Here is an 18,799-nt window from a genome sequence, read left to right as displayed (position 1 = left end):
AAACTTGTTTGTCCATGGTGTTTGAATATACACACGGATTTGGGATATATCACACCGACAAACACAGTTTGTCAGTGCCACCCGGTAACCCGCTTAAATAAAATGAAAATTTCCATACAATCGAGATACTTAGTGTCTGAACGAAAACTACCAAAAATATCATTTTGAGCGGAGCGAGAAACCTTTTGAACCTTGAAATTGTAGGGTTTGAAGATTACTTCCTTCGGCCAAAATGACAAAATTATGTGTGTTCGTTCAGACACTAAATACTTCCTAAAAAAAAGAAAGATTTTACACGGTAATACTATATCATCCCTTCGAGGTTCTTCCTTGTTATTCACTCCTACTCCCGGTTCTAGCCACCTTGCAAAACTTGTTTTTGTCATTTTTCGCTAGATAGTTACTGGAAGAATCTTTTTCCCTCTCAAAAACCCTTCTTTCCCTTTCGTCCCCTATCATCTATAAAAAACTGGCCATAATCCATTTCGCTCCCTCCAACTTGAGAAATTCCGTCTTTACATCCTCCTTGGCAAAACAACCGGTACCTGAGAGGGCTTTTTTGCCCTCTTTACATTATTAAACCAGCCTGGTTTTTTTGAGTACTTCTTGATTGAGAAACAAAAGGGCAATTAATGTCTGATTCTGAGTAAAAGCAAACACTTTTCCCTCAACAGCAAGATGGGAGAGGAATTTACGGACTTCATGTTCTCCCCTATGTAATGAAAGTCGTTTCTCGTGAAAAAAGACAAATCGCTTAATCCAATGAACATACGCCTCTTCTGTTCTCATGCTATAGTGCTTTATCCGGATTGCACCATGCACCTGATCCGGTAATTGAGGTTTTGACATAATAGTTATTTTCGTCTTGAAAAAAAAACATCTTGACGTATTTTGTAATTTTAAGTACATTGCCGATAAAATAAACGTGAACTTTATTATACTCCAAAATAGCCGTAGAATATGTCACCTGTATACGTATTATATGTACTAATAGCCGTAAAATAGAACGGTTATTAGTGCCGTTAACCCATATTAGGTTTGGATAATCAGGAGGAATGGCAATGATTGATGACCCCAGGAGGCGCTGGCAGTTGATCTACCAGACCAAGGTGCCGTCTGACCTCTCCTGGTACCAGCCCATTCCGCAGCAATCGATGGAGTTCGTCCGGTCCACCTGCCTACCACCAGATTCGCCGATTCTGGACGTTGGGGGTGGTACGTCCACCTTTGTCGATCATCTGCTCGCAGCGGGCTTCACGGACATCACTGTGCTCGATCTAGTGCCGGCAGCCCTCGTGGAAGCCGAGGTGCGGCTGGGAGCCGCAGCTTGCCGTGTCCATTGGATCGCTGAGGACATCACCGCTTGGCGGCCCGTGCGCCGCTATCGCCTCTGGCATGACCGGGCCGTGTTTCACTTCCTGGTAGATCCCGCCCTGCGCGCACGATATGTAGACGTCTTGCGGGCGGCGCTTGCGGCGCACGGGCACGTCGTGATGGCCACGTTTGGACCTAACGGACCCACGCACTGCAGTGGCTTGGATGTCAAACGATACTCAGCCCATGAGCTCAGCGCCGTTCTCGGACCGTCGTTCCTGCTTGTCCGCAGTCAGATCGTGGAGCACATCACGCCCGCAGGGCGCACACAGGAGTTTCTGTATGGTTGGTGGCAAGCTCAAGCTTAAAAAATAATTACCTGGTAAAGACAATGATTGCCCTATGTTCAAAAAGTCGTTTTTGTAATGATTATAGTAATCTTCAAACACTTATACACAGGAGGCTAAAATGTCAAACCGTAGAGCGCTTTGCGTCGGTATCAACACCTTCAAAAACTATCCCAATGCCACCCTGAATGGCTGCGTCAACGATGCTAACCAGATGGCCGGAATACTTAAGAAATACCTTGGCTTCAGCGGAACAGGTATAGACATCACGCTGTTGACCGACGCACAGGCCACTAAGACAGCTATCATGGCCGAGCTAAAGTCCATGGTCAACGGAGCAAAGGCCGGCAAGTACAGTTATCTGGTATTCAGCCTGTCAAGCCATGGTTCTCAAGCGCCAGACCAAAATGCGGATGAGGCCGATCATTTCGACGAGGTATTTTGCCCTCACGACTTGGCGGAAAAGAATGGTCAATGGGATCAGGCCCATATTATCATCGACGACGAATTGCACGACCTCTTTGCGCAGGTACCAGACAACGTTTTGATAGAAGCTTATCTTGACACCTGTCACTCGGGCACTGGCCTTAAGGCTATAGATCTCATGCCGGATCGTCGTCCCCGTTATATCGCACCTCCATCTATGGCCGGGTGCGAGAAAGTGCTGTCCCTCATGCCCCGTGGCCTACGTCGCCGATTGATTGAGAAGTCAGCCAAGAATGTCATACTCTGGGCCGCATGCAGAGACAACCAGACCAGCGCTGATGCCTATATCAATGGCGCCTATCATGGTGCATTCACTTATTACTGGGCCAAGGAAACTACCGGCGCCAATAACAAGATCTCACGAAAGGCTCTGCTTAAAATGGTAAATGCTGATCTCAAGTCCAACCACTACACACAGGTTGCGCAGCTTGAGTGCCCGGCCACACAGCGAGAAATCTTTCCAAAATAGCCATAGTCTGCGGAGGGTGCACTGAGTGACGCGGAAATACATCCATCATGTAAATTATGTCTACCCATCTGTTGTGGCGTATCCGTGCCACGAAGCTTCCTGACATTTTCAGGTTTTCGTGAACTAGTGCCTGAGTGACCTGTTTCCGTTACTGCCTAAGAAGTCTGTTGGGGTCATAGACACGGTGTCCAGGGGAGGAGATGATAAGAATCAAGCTATCATAGTGGCCACTATTTCTGAACCAGAACATAACCGACCACTAGAAATTTCCCAGGATAGTCGAATAATAATGCGGCTGTTCGAGAATCTTTCTACAAGTTGTGTCTTCGGTTACAGGGTTGCATAGACTTCATCGTGATGATTCGACAGGCTCACCATGCACGGCGCTACATCCTAAGCCTGCCAAAGGATCTATCGAACGACAAACTTGTTTACCCACGTTGTTTGAATATACACACGGATTTTGGAATATATCAAAGTGATAAACAAAGTTTGTCGGTGCCGCCCTGTAACCCGCTAAATAAAATGAAATCCTATACAGTCAATTTTCAGTAGGTGCTGGCACCGATTCTGGACATTGTATAGATTGACCAAAGATGTGTCATTGTGCGATTCGTCCAAGAGGGAGAGTCCGGTACGGACGCTCTATCGGATGTTTGCAGCGAAGAGGCGAAGCAAGACGAGATTATAAAAGGAATTCTTGAAATGAACCACAGGGATAGATTTGTTTCTATTCGGAAAAGTTTGTAGCAGGCACTCAACCGGATTGCCTATCCCGAGTCAAGCCGTCCTCTGGGTACAACCCGGAAAGGTTCAATTGCTTTCTTCTTTTGTCTTGGTATGAGTTATCGGATTTTTATTCTGGCATAGCCCTGATGCTCGCCAAACTTGTCAGACCAGACAATACCAACCCCCCAGAAGTCTCCTTTGCGCATAATTTTTAGCAACGCACCCAGTTCTTCAATATCATTAATCCGATATTGACCAACATACACGAGCACATGGCCTTCTTTTATTCCAATTTCAGTAGCAGGACTATTTTTTTGAACTCCAGAAATTAAGACCCCGCCCTTTACCCACCACAAATTCATCTGTTTTGCAAGTTGCGGGGTCAGATCCTGCACATATAAGCCAAGTTTCTCCAGGGCAAGTTTTTCTATGGAGGGAAGCGGTGCCTTTTCCAGTTTAACATCGACTCTGAATTCGTGCCCGCCGCGATTAATATGAATATACAGCTTATCACCAGCATTCTTCTTAAGGATGTACTTTTCAAAGTCGAGGATATCCAGGATCTCTTTCGAATCTATTTTAGTAATATAATCTCCTGTCTTGATTTTCGCCTTATCAGCAGGGCTACCTGACTCAATCGACGAAACCTTAATCCCCCTGGAACTATCCTCCTGCTCTTCAACCTGCGCTCCGAACCATATTTTGTTGAGTTCTCTGAAATTAAAGAGTTTGACAAGGGTTTGCCTGACCTTATCAACAGGGATGGCAAACCCTATCCCCTGAGCCTGGTTTACAATGGCCGCGTTAATGCCAATAAGCTCTCCGTCTATATTGATAAGAGGACCGCCACTGTTGCCGGGATTTATCAGTGCGTCCGTCTGAATAAGACCGTCGTACTTAATATCTCCGTACTGACTGTTGAATGTGAGTGTCCGGTTTTTTGCGCTTAACACCCCCGTAGTAATGGAATTTTCCAGACCAAAGGGGTTACCTAGCGCTATGACTGTTTCACCAATCATGAGGTCTTTCGAGGTCCCCATCTTAACATAGGGAAGCGGTGTGGGTGAATTTATTTTTAATACGGCAAGGTCGCTGATTGGATCAGAGCTGATCATGGAAGCCTCAAAATCTCTGCCGTCGGACAATCGTACCTTGATCTTTGATGCGCGACTTACCACATGTTCATTAGTAACGATGTAACCATCCTCGTCGATGATGACACCGGAACCTAACGGCCTTTCGACCATTTGCTTCTGGTTCTGACCAAAATAATCATTGAAAAATTGGTCGAACATCTCACTTCTTGATCCATAAAACGGGTCTGCGTGTTGTGCAGTTATTAACCTCTCAGTACTGATATTCGCCACGGCAGGTCCTACCTTCTCGATTGCAATAACTACGGGGGTCCTGCGGTTGGAAGTGGAAACGGAAATAGAAGCGGTTTCGCGGGCAGATACCTTATGAAACAAAAGAGGAATGCAAGCGAGTAATATAAATAGTAAATACCAGACAAGGATCTTTTTCAAGTCAGTCTATCCGAAAATATTATCGCGTCTCTTGTGTCAGTTTTTCATTGCCTTTGTGAACCTGCGGCTCATAGTGAATCATCCAGGACTATAAAAATTTACTATTAAGAATTTCAACATTTCTATTGCACACACCACGTCTCTCTTCAAAAGATTCAGGAGTGTACGAATCTTCCTTGCTCTGACTCCTTGCCTCACAGTCAGACCAATCGCCCTTGTTGGCATTATAATAACGAAGGCGGAAACCCGGACACACGGACTGAGATGATTCCGTTATGGCTTTGCTGCTCTGCACTTTTAATGAAATCCTCCATGCGGTGATTTCTTGGGTGCATTCCCATGTGGAGCGGTGCCCAAAGGCATTTCACCTGTTGTGGCTTTTGCTTCATTTCCCGGTACTTGTGGTATTGCTTCGTGAGTAATTGTTGTAAAATCCTCTTCGTTTTTTATCAGATTAGCAACCGATTCATTATCAACAACATAGATATAATCCGAATTTTTGTTTTTTACATAATATCCGCTGGCATCTTTCTTTTTCCCAATATACAGTACGGCATCGCCTCCATCCAAACCAACCGTGATTACTACCTGTGGTTTATCAAGTGAGAATTGTGTCAGGTTTGTTGGCTTGTACTGTTCAATGTAGTTGCCTTTCAACTCGTCAAGATTACGGACAAAATAATCAACTTCCCTCCCTTGCACTTCTTTTTGCTCATTGTTTTTTAACTTCCAGACATTATTTATTTTTTGAAATGAAATAGTTCTTCCGTTGTAATTCAGAGTCAGTTCTTTTGCATCCAATCTATCAAAATTCAATATTTTAGTTGGCGCTAACTCGGCATCAAGATTTTTAACCTTTGGCCACGAAAGCTCAAACACCAGATCGTTATCGGCAAACATACCATATGAGCTTACTTTGTCACCGTCCTTAACCTTTTTCCCGATAAGCAATGTTCTTGTTTCAACGATTTTTTCCAAAGGTTCTTTAGATTTTGCAACAGCTTCTGGTTTTTCCTCTTTTTCTTTTTTGCCCTGTTCTTCCGATAATTGTTCAGGAACCTTCTCATATGTTACAGAAATTCTGATTCTCGGATCCTGCAATCCAAAGACCTTAAGATCTTTGGGGGCTTTGACAACATAGCTATCTGCCTTCAGAAATGACATATCCCAGATAATCTGATTTATCGCGTTTGTATCCGCTATCGTTTGAACAGGCTTTGAGAGCTCCCACTGGAATTGCCCTTCTGCATCCCTCTTATTCGTTATATCGCATACAAAGGTACGATCTGGCTTTTCGACAACGAGTTTTTTGACCAAATCCTTATTAAAATCACTTACCAGCCTGTCGCGGAAGCTCAGGAGGGGATTCTCAATTTTGTCATAGAATTCCGCTGTGGGGACAGTATATACGGGGTCTTCTCCTACGCGTTTTACGTAACATTTGGTACCATCAGGAGCCTTGTTGCCCACATAAAATTTAGCCAATTCCTTGTCTTCCTCTTTAGTAACGGAAATCTCAAAGACGGGGTCTTTCAAACCATATACAGATAAATCCGTCGGCTTGTCTGAAACAAAATCCTCTATTTCAAGGGTCTTAATCTTTTCTATAAAGTTCTTAACCGTATCCTGATCTGCATAAATATTCACTGGCTTGGTAAGCTTCCAATCGAGATCTAAGGATTTTTCAATTGCAACGAGATCGTCCGGCGTTTTAATTTCTAATTTATTCACCCCATAGGTTCCTATCGATTCAAACCTCACCACCTTCCTGTCTCTTAGCTCATTCGGCTTTTTGCTCAGATCTGCAAGAATAGTATCTTTAAGGAAAAATATCGTGGGTTCATCCGTGCGCTTTGCATACACCTTATTATCCAAGGAATGCCCGAAGACAACGGACTGACCAACACCTTTTTCGTTAATGGTGACGGTAAAACGGGGAACATCCAGACCGTATTTAACCAAATCATCCGATTCTTCTGTTATAAAATCCGTACGATCGATTTGCAGATTTTTTAGTTTACTAAGGAGATCTCTTATTTTTTCCAGGTCTGCCAAATCGTTCACAGGTTCTGAAAGACGCCAGAAATTGCCTTTCCGGTTACAAGCAATAGTATGCTCTGTTGTCTTGATCTGCACGTTATCGACAGCTTCTTTATCAAAAGTAAATACCCATTTACTTCTCAAATCCAGGACATTTTTCGTTAGTTTACCAAGCAGGGTACCCGGTACGACAACAACATCATCGCTCGAATCGAGCCGGATGTATACATTGTCGCCAGCAGCAAGTTTTTGTCCAACAAAAACCGTGTATTTATCTTTTGGTCCCATTACTTGTATTTTATCGCGTTTTGCAGGAATATCGGTATACATGGTAATGGATATCTTTGGGGCATCCAGGCCGTAATCTTTGAGATCAAACGGTTTGTCTCCTTCTTGGCTAAAGGATCCCACCTTATTCATAAATTCAAACTCAGAGAGAATGCTGTTTACTTCGGAATTATCAGAGCGAAGTTTTTGTGGTTCGATAATATGCCAAAAATTATCTTCCGTTTTTTCCAGGACAACCTTACCACTTTCATTGTTCAATTCAATCTTTTTGATCATTGATGCTTTAAAGTCGGGCAAAACCTTTTTTTGCAGCCGTTCCCATTCTTCATGGGGCAGTTGTTTCTTTTCGTAAAGGAAGATATACGAAATACCAATAGCCGCAACAATTAAAAGGATAATGGTTGTTTTAAGTTTCATAGCTTAATTCTTTCCTCCGGCGTAGAATATCATGAAATTGAAATGATGGTAAATCTTCATTGTGTAACAAGCCTGAATTAGCGGCGTCTTTTCCACCAAACGATACTCCCAATAATAACTGGAATGACAGGAATCCCTGCAATCGAGACCCAGAAGATCACCTTCATCTGTAGAGGGTTAATCGTTGCCTTGCGGAAATCAGGCGGCTTTGCGGAGATGCCAAGTTGAGTTTCCTTTCTGGCTAACCAGTTAATTGAATTGCGAAAAAAATCGGTATTCCCGGGATTTTCAATATATTCATTCGTGGCAAAATTCACGTCTCCAATGACAACCAATCGCGCTCCTTGCGGTTTAGCAGTCGGGTCATTGGCCATAGAGGGATGTGATTGGGTAACAGATTTTGGCAATTCTTTTATCTGAGAAGCCACGGCCAGAGATACCGGACCAGGCAAGTCGGTATCTATATTATATTCTGGCTTTTTCTGACGTAAATTAGCAACATCAGTTTCTCCCCACGATCCCTCAGGCGCACGCATAAGAACAGTTGCCTTATAGGGCATTTGATCATTCGGGGGCGACGCATCTACAGAGCATGCACCAAAAAGGATTGTATTGAAATTCTTTAGATCATTGGTAATCGGATGATCTTCAGCGTATTCATCCTTGCCCACATAGATTTCTGCAACGGTCTGTATACCAAAAAGAGGCATATTAACTTTATTGTAGACAACGACATCGTCACGGACGGCAATGCCGTATTCCGGCAAAAGCGTCTTAAATCCCGTAGGAGCATTTGGGCTAATCGCTGGTTCCAACATCAGCAAAAGCTTGCCCCTGTTCTCAAGGTAGCCGCGAATGACATTTAATTCTTCTGTCAGATACGCCTTAGTAGGCCCGGCAATCACGAGCACATCGCAATCATCCGGAATTTTCTTGGCAGTCAGAATATCGAGCGGAGCTACGCGACAATTATCCCTCTTGAGCGCATTGGCTATCCCAGAAATTCCCCCACGGTCGAAATCTTCAAACTGACGTTCGCCGTGTCCGGTAACGAAGTAGATGGCCGATTGTTTCTCCTGGGTAACGCTGAGAATTGCTTCCGTGAATGCCTCTTCTCCCTTAAACTTAAAGGGGTATTGTTTTTCTATCACCTCATTTTGCTGCACATGTTTGCTGTACTCACCACATTCAAATACCACGGTATTTAATTGAAGATCGCTGATATTAAGACGTTTTGCCAACTCTTCAACCTTGGTACGGTTTCTTAACGGATCGATACTTTCTACCTTAATCTTGTCCGTGTGGTAGGCATATTCTTTCAGGATATCCAGGATTTGTTCATAGAACATCTCGCCCGGATTAAAGAGTGTGGTAATGACAACAGACTTGTCAAGATTTTTGAGTATATTTTTGGTCTTGGGTGAAAGGGAATATTTGCCGGTAACGGTGAGGTCAATACGTTCATAATGTCTGTTATTAAGAAACCCGACAATTGCGAAAATACATGCCGCAAAAACGGACATTATGGCAACGTTTGTACCAACGAGAGCCTTCCTCTTCGCCGCCTCCGTTGAAAACCAATTTTTCCGAACGGCCGTGACGGCACCCAATCCAACAACAACTCCACCGCCAACACCAACCGGAATAAAGGAGGACAGCCCCCACGAGTCAAAGATTCTTGATATGCCAAAACCCGCCACAACAGCAATGATTCCAGCCAGTATAATATATCCACTAAATTGATCAAACCAATCGTTCTTTTTTTTATTCAAGGCGTTCATCTCCATCTCCTGCTCTCAACAATGCGTACAACAATAAATATGAGTAACGCAGTAAAGCTAACGTAGTAAACCACATCTCTTGTATCTACGATCCCTTTAGTAAACGTGTCCCAGTGATCGTAAGTGCCAATATATCTCAGGACACTGTAAAACCATCCTTCATTCCCATAACTAGCTAAACCAATCACAAGCAGTATGAGTAGGGCAACAATCCCAATAACGGCTGCAACAATCTGATTTTTTGTAACGGCAGACACTAACAGCCCAATGGAAATAAAAAGTCCACCCATCAGGATCAGTCCAATATAACTTGCAATAATCGCTCCATAATCGGGGCTGCCTACCCATGCCAGGAATATGATGTAAAGAGCGGTAGGGGCAATCATGATGTTATATAGTGCCCAAGCCGCTAAAAATTTTCCAAATACCACGTCAAAATCCGTTACCGGCGCTGTCATCAGGGGTTCAATGGTACCCGTCTTGTTTTCTTCCGCCAGCAATCTCATGGTAATAACAGGTGTCAGAATGGACAGAATAAACTGCGTATAAGCAAGACTATAGCGCAGCGTAGATTCCTGAGTTATCCCCAGCATAACAGAAAAGAAATAACCGGAAAAAACCGTAAATACTGCGACAACAACGTATGCAATCGGTGATAGGAAATATGAGCTAATTTCTCTCTGAAATATCGTACCTACACTCGTCATTTATACCGTTACCTCCTGTTCATGGTGTTCCTGTGTAGTAATCTGATGGAATATCTCTTCCAAGGTAATAGACGCCTGCCTCATCTCCCGAATAACGCCATTATTTTTTACGATGCACGTAAAGACATCTTCGCGAATATCCATGCCTCTTTCTGCCTCCACGTTAAAATCATTTAATTCATTCTTCTCTTGCCATACGACCTTTTTTACGCCTTCGATGCTGGATAGCGCATTCTTGATTTTTTCGCCATTACCACGCACCTCCAAAGTAATATTGTTTCCGCTCCTCATCTGGGCAGCCAGATTGGATGGTGTGTCCATAGCAACGATCTTGCCTTTATTAATAATAATCACACGGCCGCAAAGCATTTCGACTTCGGGAAGGATATGTGTCGACAATAAAATGGTGTGTTTTTCACCTAATTCTTTTATGAGCAGCCTTACCTGCCGGATTTGATTGGGATCGAGACCGATTGTTGGTTCATCGAGAATGAGAATTTTCGGATCATGAACAAGGGTGTCAGCCAAACCTACCCGCTGACGATAACCCTTGGATAGTGTGCCGATAATCTGATTTTGCACATCAGCAATCCTGCATTTTTCAATACATTCACCAATCCTCGTTTTGCGTTCACGGTAGGGTAATTTCTTTAATTTTGCACGAAACGAAAGATACTCCTTCACCCGCATTTCAGGATACAAGGGTACGTTTTCAGGCAAATACCCGATATTCTTTCGCACATTGATCGAATCACGAAAGACATCATAACCGGACACCGTGGCAGTCCCGGAAGTTGCCGGCATGTAACAGGTCAGGATGCGCATAGTCGTTGTTTTACCCGCACCGTTTGGCCCCAGAAGCCCTAAAATTTCTCCCTGTTCAACCTCAAATGAAATATGATCTACTGCGTATACGTCTGCATAACGTTTTGCTAAATGGTCAACTTTAATCATGTATACAAAACTCCCTCCTTTACAATAATTCCTTATGTGCTTTTTTTACCTGCAGCGAGTTTTTATCCATTCTTGATAAAATTTATCTGTTCCGAAATACCTCATACCAGAAGTTGCTTACAATTCCATTCTTCTTGTTCATCCCTTATCATCACACACCCATATTTATTGTACAGAGTTCATGAACCAAGAGATGAAAATTTGTGATTTGATGAGATAATCATAGGCAGGCAGTTTTGAGTGTAGTCAGGCAAATAAAGATTTTCACCAACGATAATACCTTGTCCTTATATATACATATCTTCCCTCTGCATTTTTAAACAAAGACGATACAAATAACACCTCGCATCCACAAACAATCTATGCTTTTTCAGTGCTCTCCGTCTTTTTCGACCCCAAAACCTTCTTTTCCTGTTCTCCGTTTTCTTTCAATTTAATCTTCGATTGCATTAATTCCAAAAACGCTATTCTCGCAGGGTCATCGGTATCGGTTACAACAAGTACGGGCGACTTTTTCACGATTTGTCTTGCCCTGCTTATAATCAGCGTTGTAAGTCGCAATGCCCCCCCAACCTGTTTTGCAAGTTCGTCGATATTTTTATAAATCATAGTAACACCTGTAATAAGAATTATGTTCCAAAAATTATAGAAATGATACTTGAAATTTGGATTGTTGGGTTATCTAGCCCGTTGGAAAAACAGTCAATTCAAAAAATTATTTGTGGGAAAATCCATAAGCGTCACAAATCAAAACTTCATATACTATAGATAAATTCTTTTTTGTCAAGAAAAATTGGACCCCTAAAAATTCCTTGAGAAATAACTTCTTGCTATGATAATATATGTGCTTTAAAACATAGCAAAAGAAGACTTGCTTTTTGTCAGAATCTGATTGAGGAGAAATTATGGTGAGGATATATGAAGATATTACAAAAACAATTGGCGATACCCCTCTGGTTAAGTTAAACAATATCACAAAAGGATTAGGGTCTACGGTAGTCGCTAAAATGGAATCTTTTAATCCTTTGGGCTCTGTAAAGGACCGCATCGGAATTGCAATGATTGAAGCTGCGGAAAAGGCAGGTTTGATTAGCAAAAACACCGTCATCGTAGAACCTACTTCCGGCAACACAGGTATTGCATTAGCATTTGTAGCTGCTGCAAAAGGCTACAAACTGATTTTAACCATGCCAGACACTATGAGTGTTGAACGAAGGGACCTGCTGAAGGCATTCGGCGCAGAGATCGTGCTGACACCGGGCGCCGAAGGAATGAGGGGCGCTGTTACGAAGGCAGAAGAATTACAGAAGAACACTCCGAACTCGTTTATGCCACAACAATTCAAAAATCCCGCAAACCCGGAGATACATCGCAAAACAACAGCAGAAGAGCTATGGAATGATACGGATGGCAAGATCGATATCTTTGTAGGAGGAGTAGGTACGGGCGGAACAATCACGGGCGTTGGAGAAGTTTTTAAGAAACGGAAACCCTCATTAAAGGTTATTGCCGTGGAACCTGCCGATTCACCCGTGCTTGCCGGCGGGAAGCCAGGTCCACATAAAATTCAGGGACTCGGTGCGGGATTTATCCCGGACATCCTCAACATGAAGATAATCGATGAGATTATTCCTGTAAAGAATGAACAGGCATTTGCTGCTGCCCGCCAACTAGCCAGGCAGGAAGGAATTTTGGCAGGCATTTCTTCCGGGGCTGCGACCCATGCCGCGCTCCTTGTAGCAGCAAGGCCTGAAAACAAAGGAAAGCTGATCGTGGTTGTGCTTCCCGATACGGGGGAAAGATATCTGTCCACCGTCTTATTTAAGGAATTTTAATGTTTGAACGCCTGTGCGAGGATATAGATGTCGCTTTCCAAAATGATCCGGCAGCACGAAGCAAACTTGAGGTGCTGCTATGCTATCCGGGCATTCATGCTTTATGGCTGCACCGGATATCCCATTATCTCTGGGCAAGAGGATGGATCCTATTGTCCCGTTTTATTTCTCACATAAACCGGTTTTTGACAGGCGTTGAAATACATCCCGCCGCTCAAATAGGAAGGGGTGTATTCATTGATCATGGCATGGGCATTGTAATTGGTGAAACAGCGGTAATCGGCGATGGGTGTCTCCTTTATAAGGGGATCGTCCTCGGCGGAACAACCACGGAAAAGACAAAAAGGCATCCCAATTTGGGTAAGAAGGTTGTCGTCGGTTCAAACGCCTGCATCCTGGGAAACATCACGATAGGAGATTATGCACGGATCGGTTCCGGTTCTGTTGTAACAAAAGACGTACCGCCGCATGCAACTGTAGTCGGTGTGCCGGGACGGATTATAAAGCAACGAAAGGCCGAGGAACAAGAAACCAAGCTGGATCATGGACAATTACCCGACCCTATTGCCGAGGCCATCATGATGGTTTTAGAAGAAAATAGAAAACTGAAACAACGGATAAAAAAACTGGAAACGACTCTACACCTTTCCAACGAAGCAAACGATGCCGTTTCCGAGACAGAATCAGAAACATTGGCGGTATTCATGAAAAACTACAAGGATGGGGACGGAATTTAGACGCATACCACGATAACGTTCATAAGACGCGAAGAGAAAGTCTTGGTGGATTTGTGGTATGGGATCCAAATGATGGGATAACTTTTCTATAATTTTTAAAAGGGGGAAAAACCGTGGATTGGGGAATAAAAAATCGTATGTCTCAGCTTATTAAGTCAAACGGCCGGTGCATGTACTTGCCGATAGATCATGGATATTTCCAGGGCCCTACTTCAAAACTGGAAAGACCGGGCGAGACGATTAAGCCTATTATTGATTATGCCGACGCTCTTTTCTGCACCCGAGGCGTATTGCGTTCTTGTATAAATCCCGAAAACAGCAAGCCAATCATCCTCAGGGTATCGGGCGGCGCCAGTATGGTGGGTAAAGATCTTGCCAATGAAGTGCTAACGACCTCGCTGGAAGAGGTTATTCGTTTAAATGCATCCGGAGTGGGTATCTCTGTCTTCATTGGCAGCGATTACGAAAAGGAAACCCTGCATAACCTGTCGAAGCTGGTTGATGAAGCGGAGCGATATGGCATTCCCGTAATGGCTGTTACGGCCGTCGGCAGAGAGATGGAAAAACGGGACGCCCGCTATCTCGCGCTTTGCTGCCGTATTGCAGCAGAATTGGGCGCCCGGGTGGTAAAAACTTACTGGTGTGAAAATTTTGAAAAAGTTACAAACGGTTGCCCCGTGCCAGTGGTCATGGCCGGCGGTCCAAAAACAAATTCGGATGATGAAATATTTGAGTTTGTTCACGACGGCATCCAAAAAGGCGCTATCGGTGTAAACCTGGGCAGAAATATCTGGCAAAACGAAAATCCGGTAGCCATGATCAGGGCACTGCGCGCCATCATCCATGAAAATGCATCCGTTAAACAGGCTATCGACTTGTTTAACACCGTAAAGGACGAAAAGAAAAAATAGTTTCAAAGGTTTGATAATCTGCTGAGAATTGCATAGGAAAAATATTATGCGCGTAGCAATGTATTATAACAATCGGGATGTAAGGATCGAAGAGATGCAATCCCCGCACATTGGTACTGGAGAATTGCTGGTAAAGGTGCGGGCTAGCGGTATCTGCGGAAGCGATGTCATGGAATGGTATCGCATTAAAAAAGCCCCACTGGTTCTGGGGCATGAAATCGCAGGAGAGATCGTTGCCATTGGTGAAGGAGTTAAATGTTTTAAGGTGGGTGACCGGGTAACGGTCGCCCATCATGTGCCCTGCAATACCTGCTACTATTGTCTGAATGGACATTACTCGGTATGCGACACCCTACGAACCACCAATTTTTTCCCTGGTGGATTTTCTGAATACCTTCGTATCCCCCAGATCAACGTTGATCGAGGCACCTTTATCCTGCCGGACGAAGTCTCTTTTGAAGAGGGTACCTTTGCAGAACCTCTGGCCTGCACCCTTCTTGGACAGAAGAGGGCAAACTTCCGTCCGGGACAGAGCCTGCTCGTCATCGGCAGCGGCATTTCCGGATTACTTCATATCCAGTTAGCCCGCGCATTGGGAGCAGGCCGTATCTATGCGGTGGACATTAATGACTATCGCTTAAAAATGGCCAAACAATGCGGGGCAGATATAGCAATGAATGCTAAAGAAGATGTTCCCGCCAGCATAAGGAAGTCCAACAACGGACGTCTGGCAGACCTCGTCATTGTCTGCACGGGGGCTACCCCAGCCATTCAGCAGGCATTTAACTCCGTGGACCGGGGTGGAACGATTCTGTTTTTTGCCCCGACAGAACCCAACGCAATAACTCCCATGAACCTCTGGGACCTCTGGCGCAACGGTAATTCTATCGTCACCTCTTATGCCGGCCCCCCGAATGATACAGCAATATCTATTGAATTGATCCGTGCGGGCAGAGTAAGGGTGCGCGACCTGATCACCCACCGATTGCCTCTTGCCGAAACGGCGCTTGGTTTCAAACTGGTTGCCGAGGCAAAGGAATCGGTTAAAGTCATTATTGAGCCACATACCTGAACAACCTTTCCTTTTGCGTTGAACCCAAGGCCATCTGAATGTAGAAATAATGATAGGCCTGCCGAAGGATCCGTCAAACGATTGGAGAGGATTTATTTCGCCTTTGCTATGTTGTAATTTACAATTCCAGTTTGTATGGGTGCAATATCGGGGATGAAGAAAGGATAACCACCAATCGCTAAGAAAGTTTTTTTACGGTTTTAAGGGTAACGTAACGGAGAAGGTGCTCCCTTTCCCGTATTCACTCTTTACCCATATCTTGCCACCGTGCAGTTCTACCAGGCGTTTTGTAAGCGCCAGACCAAGTCCTGTTCCTTCGTAGCAACGGGAATGTGAACTATCTACCTGGCTAAACACTTCAAATAATTTATCCAAATCCTCGGGTTTTATGCCAATACCTGTATCTATTACGTCAATCCGGACATGATGATGATCAACGAGATTTGCGTTGATTGTTATCCTGCCGTGCTCAGGTGTGAACTTAACAGCATTGGATAACAGGTTGAGCATCATTTGCTTAAATTTTCTTTTGTCTGCCGTTAGAAAAGGAATGTCCTCACGAATGTTGTTGCAGATGCTGATATCTTTCTTTTGAGAAGATTCCGAGACTTCATGAAATATCTCCTTCATGGCTTCTTCCATAGAGAACTTTTCGTACTGGAGTTCTAATTTTCCCGCTTCAATCTTTGAGAGGTCGAGAATGCTATTAATCATGTCGAGCAAATGCTGTCCGCTGCTACGAATGTCGCCAATGCATTCCTTCTGCTCGGTGTTGAGGGTGCCGATAATTTCATCTCTTAACACCTCAGCGAAACCAATGATTGCATTCAGGGGAGTACGAAGTTCGTGAGACATGGTCGCCAAAAACTCTGATTTCAGCCTGTTGGCCTTTTCAAGTGCGATATTTGCCGTCTGAAGCGCCTCCGTCCTCTCTTCCACCCGTTTTTCCAGGAGGACGTTCAGGTCTTGAAGTCTTGTAATTCGTATAAAATCAAGCCATGAAGCCACATCTTCATATTCAGCGACGTTAAGTCCTCTCTTCTCTTCCTCAGGGCTTACCCGGATGCGTATAATTTTCTTCAGACACTGGAAAAAGAGCATCCCAAGTCCGAATGACCATGCGAAAGCAACCGCGACCCCTATTGTCTGAATTCCAAGCTGATGCAATCGGTTAGCATCCTCTACCGTGAGCTTCGATTTTTCGGCAAAGGCTGCAACGCATAGTGTGCCAACAACACCGCCCACTCCGTGGATTGCAACGGCGGAGACTGGGTCATCGACCTTGAGTACCTTTTCAAAAAAGTCCTGTGCCAGAATTGACATGATACCGGCAATCAATCCGACACAAACAGCTCCCTCCGGGCTTATTCTGTTTGATCCTGCCGTTATCGCAACCAGCCCGGACAAAATAGCCGTAAAAAATTTACCGGCGTTAAGCCTCCTTTCCATCGCATAATTAAATAGTAACGATGAAACACCGGAAGCAGCCGGCGCCAGGTTGGTATTGGTAATAACGAGACCGATATCAGCGCTTGCCCTGAGAAGACTTCCGCCGTTGAAGCCGAACCAACCGAACCAAAGGAAAAAGGTACCCAGTGTAGCCAGCGGGATGTTATGCAGCCCTATCCGATTCGAAGTGCCGTCAGGGTTATACTTACCGATTCTTGGACCCACAACAATAGCCCCCGCCAGTGCAAACCATCCACCGACGGAATGCACCACGGTAGACCCCGCAAAATCAATAAATCCTAATCTTTCCAGCCATCCTGCCTGTCCTGAGCAAAAGAGATTTCCCCACGTCCAATGACCGAATATCGGGTAGATAATGCCCGTTACAAACACAACGCTTATGACATTGGAAATAAAACTCGACCGTTCTGCTATGGCGCCTGTCAGTATGGTGGCGGCAGTGGACGCAAAGACTAATTCAAAAAAGAAAAAGGTGAAAGCAAGATTCCCTGTATGTGTCATTACCCCGCTGGCAAAGAAAAGATCCAGCCCAATCCATCCCGCAAGGCTTTTGCCAAACATGAAGCCAAAACCAACGGAGTAAAACACCAGAGAGGCCACAACGGTAACCATGAGGTTTTTGATGGAAACGCTGATGGCGTTCTTGGATTGTGCCATGCCCGCTTCATAGGAGGTAAAACCGAGCTGCATGAAGAACACCATACACGCCGCTGCCATAACCCAGATATGATTAATATTTATCTGTAAGCTTTCCATGTTAAATTATTATATCTGCGTGATGTTCTTTTGTCTACGGCGGAGACGAAGTTAAGACATTGCCAATTTCACTCAGCTCACAAGACACCTCACTTTTCGGAATTGCATGTAATCCGATAAGAAGTTAAAAAGGCTGTGGAGTTACCCATTAGCAGGCTGTCCGAGAATGTGCCACTCCGGGATTCTTTATTTAGTCATAAAAAATAGGGTAATCCGGTTGCGATGGTGAAATTGAATAATATAATAAAGCGCAATGATATCTTCGAGATAAAACAACACCAAGCAGCTAAAACTATTCATTGAGTCATCCATTTTATTGATTACACCAACCGTACCATTATTTCCCTTACCAGAAGATACCCAACCACCAAGGAGAATCCATCAGGGGGTCAGCCGGGTCATAATGGATAAATGTGGCGCTATGGCAAGACCGTTACGATTGGAATTTGAAGGTGCTTCTTATCATATCACTTCAAGGGGCAATCTGAGAGATAGAATATTCTCTGATGATAACGATAGGAAAAGGTTTTTAGAGATTTTCAGAAGAACAAAAGAGAGACCTGAATACCTTCTCCATGCAATATACCTTGACGGAAAATCATTATCACCTTTTTTGAGAAACATCAAATGCAAAATATCTCTCAGATCATGCAGAAGATCTACACAAGTTATACGATTTATGCAAACAAGAGGCATAAAAGATTTGGTCGTCTCTTTGAGGGAAGATTTAAGGGAATAATCGTGGACGCGGAAACCTACCTAATTGTCCCATCCAGATGCATTCATTTAAATCCGGTACGTGCCGGGGGGAAGGTGAAGAAGAGGGAAGGTGAAGAGAAGGTGAAGGGTCACATCTTAAATATTAAGTAATTGTTTCTTCAAATTCGTTATCTTACCACGCAGTTTTTTATTCCGCATTAGTTCGGCATTAATCTGGGTATATTTCATGGTAATCGCCGC

At 44.2% G+C, this 18,799-nt stretch carries 14 protein-coding genes and 1 pseudogene; 7 read left to right on the top strand and 8 right to left on the bottom strand.

Going from position 1 to position 18,799, the window contains the following annotated elements; all coding sequences use genetic code 11:
* Positions 1 to 576: 576 nt before the first annotated feature.
* A complete protein-coding gene (locus BIY37_RS10035; RefSeq protein ID WP_070067712.1) occupies positions 577 to 849 on the bottom strand; it encodes a phage integrase N-terminal SAM-like domain-containing protein in 273 nt (90 codons plus the stop codon).
* 212 nt (positions 850 to 1,061) lie between these two features.
* Here BIY37_RS10035 and BIY37_RS10030 point away from each other — a divergent pair, with 212 nt between their 5' ends.
* Complete coding sequence (locus BIY37_RS10030) at positions 1,062 to 1,682, top strand: class I SAM-dependent methyltransferase (protein WP_070067711.1); 621 nt, start codon at positions 1,062 to 1,064, stop codon at positions 1,680 to 1,682.
* Positions 1,683 to 1,782: 100 nt separating this feature from the next.
* Positions 1,783 to 2,616 carry a caspase family protein gene (locus tag BIY37_RS10025; protein ID WP_070067710.1) on the top strand — a complete coding sequence of 278 codons (834 nt, stop codon included), beginning with the start codon at positions 1,783 to 1,785 and terminating at the stop codon, positions 2,614 to 2,616.
* An 845-nt stretch (positions 2,617 to 3,461) separates the two neighbouring features.
* Here the strand turns inward: BIY37_RS10025 and BIY37_RS10020 are convergent.
* From BIY37_RS10020 to BIY37_RS09990, 6 genes are all read right to left on the bottom strand, one after another.
* Positions 3,462 to 4,871: a trypsin-like peptidase domain-containing protein gene (locus tag BIY37_RS10020; RefSeq protein ID WP_070067709.1), complete on the bottom strand. Its 1,410-nt coding sequence runs from the start codon at positions 4,869 to 4,871 to the stop codon at positions 3,462 to 3,464.
* A 297-nt stretch (positions 4,872 to 5,168) separates the two neighbouring features.
* Positions 5,169 to 7,616, bottom strand: coding sequence for a DUF4340 domain-containing protein (locus BIY37_RS10010; protein ID WP_070067707.1), 2,448 nt, complete (start codon positions 7,614 to 7,616; stop codon positions 5,169 to 5,171).
* Between the two features lie 77 nt (positions 7,617 to 7,693).
* Complete coding sequence (locus BIY37_RS10005) at positions 7,694 to 9,388, bottom strand: GldG family protein (protein WP_179129363.1); 1,695 nt, start codon at positions 9,386 to 9,388, stop codon at positions 7,694 to 7,696.
* Positions 9,389 to 9,393: 5 nt separating this feature from the next.
* Positions 9,394 to 10,104 carry an ABC transporter permease gene (locus BIY37_RS10000; protein ID WP_070067705.1) on the bottom strand — a complete coding sequence of 237 codons (711 nt, stop codon included), beginning with the start codon at positions 10,102 to 10,104 and terminating at the stop codon, positions 9,394 to 9,396.
* Positions 10,105 to 11,058: an ABC transporter ATP-binding protein gene (locus tag BIY37_RS09995; protein ID WP_070067704.1), complete on the bottom strand. Its 954-nt coding sequence runs from the start codon at positions 11,056 to 11,058 to the stop codon at positions 10,105 to 10,107. It abuts the gene before it with no gap.
* A 360-nt stretch (positions 11,059 to 11,418) separates the two neighbouring features.
* On the bottom strand, positions 11,419 to 11,667 hold the full coding sequence (locus BIY37_RS09990) for a DNA-directed RNA polymerase subunit omega (RefSeq protein ID WP_070067703.1): 249 nt from the start codon (positions 11,665 to 11,667) through the stop codon (positions 11,419 to 11,421).
* Positions 11,668 to 11,963: 296 nt separating this feature from the next.
* Here BIY37_RS09990 and cysK point away from each other — a divergent pair, with 296 nt between their 5' ends.
* The 4 genes and pseudogenes from cysK (at position 11,964) to BIY37_RS09970 (ending at position 15,613) form a co-directional block, all read left to right on the top strand.
* Positions 11,964 to 12,893, top strand: coding sequence for a cysteine synthase A (gene cysK, locus BIY37_RS09985; protein WP_070067702.1), 930 nt, complete (start codon positions 11,964 to 11,966; stop codon positions 12,891 to 12,893).
* Positions 12,893 to 13,630: a serine O-acetyltransferase gene (cysE, locus tag BIY37_RS09980; protein ID WP_070067701.1), complete on the top strand. Its 738-nt coding sequence runs from the start codon at positions 12,893 to 12,895 to the stop codon at positions 13,628 to 13,630. The genes cysK and cysE overlap by 1 nt, the downstream gene beginning before the upstream one ends.
* Before the next feature lie 107 nt (positions 13,631 to 13,737).
* A pseudogene (lsrF, locus tag BIY37_RS09975) lies at positions 13,738 to 14,541 on the top strand (3-hydroxy-5-phosphonooxypentane-2,4-dione thiolase); the annotation flags it as partial.
* 46 nt (positions 14,542 to 14,587) lie between these two features.
* Positions 14,588 to 15,613, top strand: coding sequence for a zinc-dependent dehydrogenase (locus tag BIY37_RS09970; protein ID WP_070067699.1), 1,026 nt, complete (start codon positions 14,588 to 14,590; stop codon positions 15,611 to 15,613).
* A gap of 192 nt (positions 15,614 to 15,805) precedes the next feature.
* Here BIY37_RS09970 and amt read toward each other — a convergent pair whose 3' ends face one another.
* Complete coding sequence (amt, locus tag BIY37_RS09965; RefSeq protein ID WP_070067698.1) at positions 15,806 to 17,839, bottom strand: ammonium transporter; 2,034 nt, start codon at positions 17,837 to 17,839, stop codon at positions 15,806 to 15,808.
* 403 nt (positions 17,840 to 18,242) lie between these two features.
* Here amt and BIY37_RS13195 point away from each other — a divergent pair, with 403 nt between their 5' ends.
* Positions 18,243 to 18,578, top strand: coding sequence for a hypothetical protein (locus BIY37_RS13195; RefSeq protein ID WP_143299243.1), 336 nt, complete (start codon positions 18,243 to 18,245; stop codon positions 18,576 to 18,578).
* Positions 18,579 to 18,799 lie beyond the last annotated feature (221 nt).

It is taken from the genome of Candidatus Brocadia sapporoensis, from assembly GCF_001753675.2.
Lineage (GTDB): Bacteria > Planctomycetota > Brocadiia > Brocadiales > Brocadiaceae > Brocadia > Brocadia sapporoensis.
The sequence above is the reverse complement of the archived record's forward strand: the minus strand, read 5'-3'. Positions and strand labels throughout refer to the sequence as shown.

Bases quoted from the DNA above. Each gene is read 5' to 3' on its own strand.
- cysK (WP_070067702.1), top strand. From the start codon at position 11,964: ATGGTGAGGATATATGAAGATATTACAAAAACAATTGGCGATACCCCT.
- cysE (WP_070067701.1), top strand. From the start codon at position 12,893: ATGTTTGAACGCCTGTGCGAGGATATAGATGTCGCTTTCCAAAATGAT.
- amt (WP_070067698.1), bottom strand. From the start codon at position 17,839: ATGGAAAGCTTACAGATAAATATTAATCATATCTGGGTTATGGCAGCG.
- BIY37_RS10000 (WP_070067705.1), bottom strand. From the start codon at position 10,104: ATGACGAGTGTAGGTACGATATTTCAGAGAGAAATTAGCTCATATTTC.
- BIY37_RS09995 (WP_070067704.1), bottom strand. From the start codon at position 11,058: ATGATTAAAGTTGACCATTTAGCAAAACGTTATGCAGACGTATACGCA.
- BIY37_RS09990 (WP_070067703.1), bottom strand. From the start codon at position 11,667: ATGATTTATAAAAATATCGACGAACTTGCAAAACAGGTTGGGGGGGCA.
- BIY37_RS10025 (WP_070067710.1), top strand. From the start codon at position 1,783: ATGTCAAACCGTAGAGCGCTTTGCGTCGGTATCAACACCTTCAAAAAC.
- BIY37_RS10010 (WP_070067707.1), bottom strand. From the start codon at position 7,616: ATGAAACTTAAAACAACCATTATCCTTTTAATTGTTGCGGCTATTGGT.
- BIY37_RS10030 (WP_070067711.1), top strand. From the start codon at position 1,062: ATGATTGATGACCCCAGGAGGCGCTGGCAGTTGATCTACCAGACCAAG.
- BIY37_RS13195 (WP_143299243.1), top strand. From the start codon at position 18,243: ATGGATAAATGTGGCGCTATGGCAAGACCGTTACGATTGGAATTTGAA.
- BIY37_RS09970 (WP_070067699.1), top strand. From the start codon at position 14,588: ATGCGCGTAGCAATGTATTATAACAATCGGGATGTAAGGATCGAAGAG.
- BIY37_RS10035 (WP_070067712.1), bottom strand. From the start codon at position 849: ATGTCAAAACCTCAATTACCGGATCAGGTGCATGGTGCAATCCGGATA.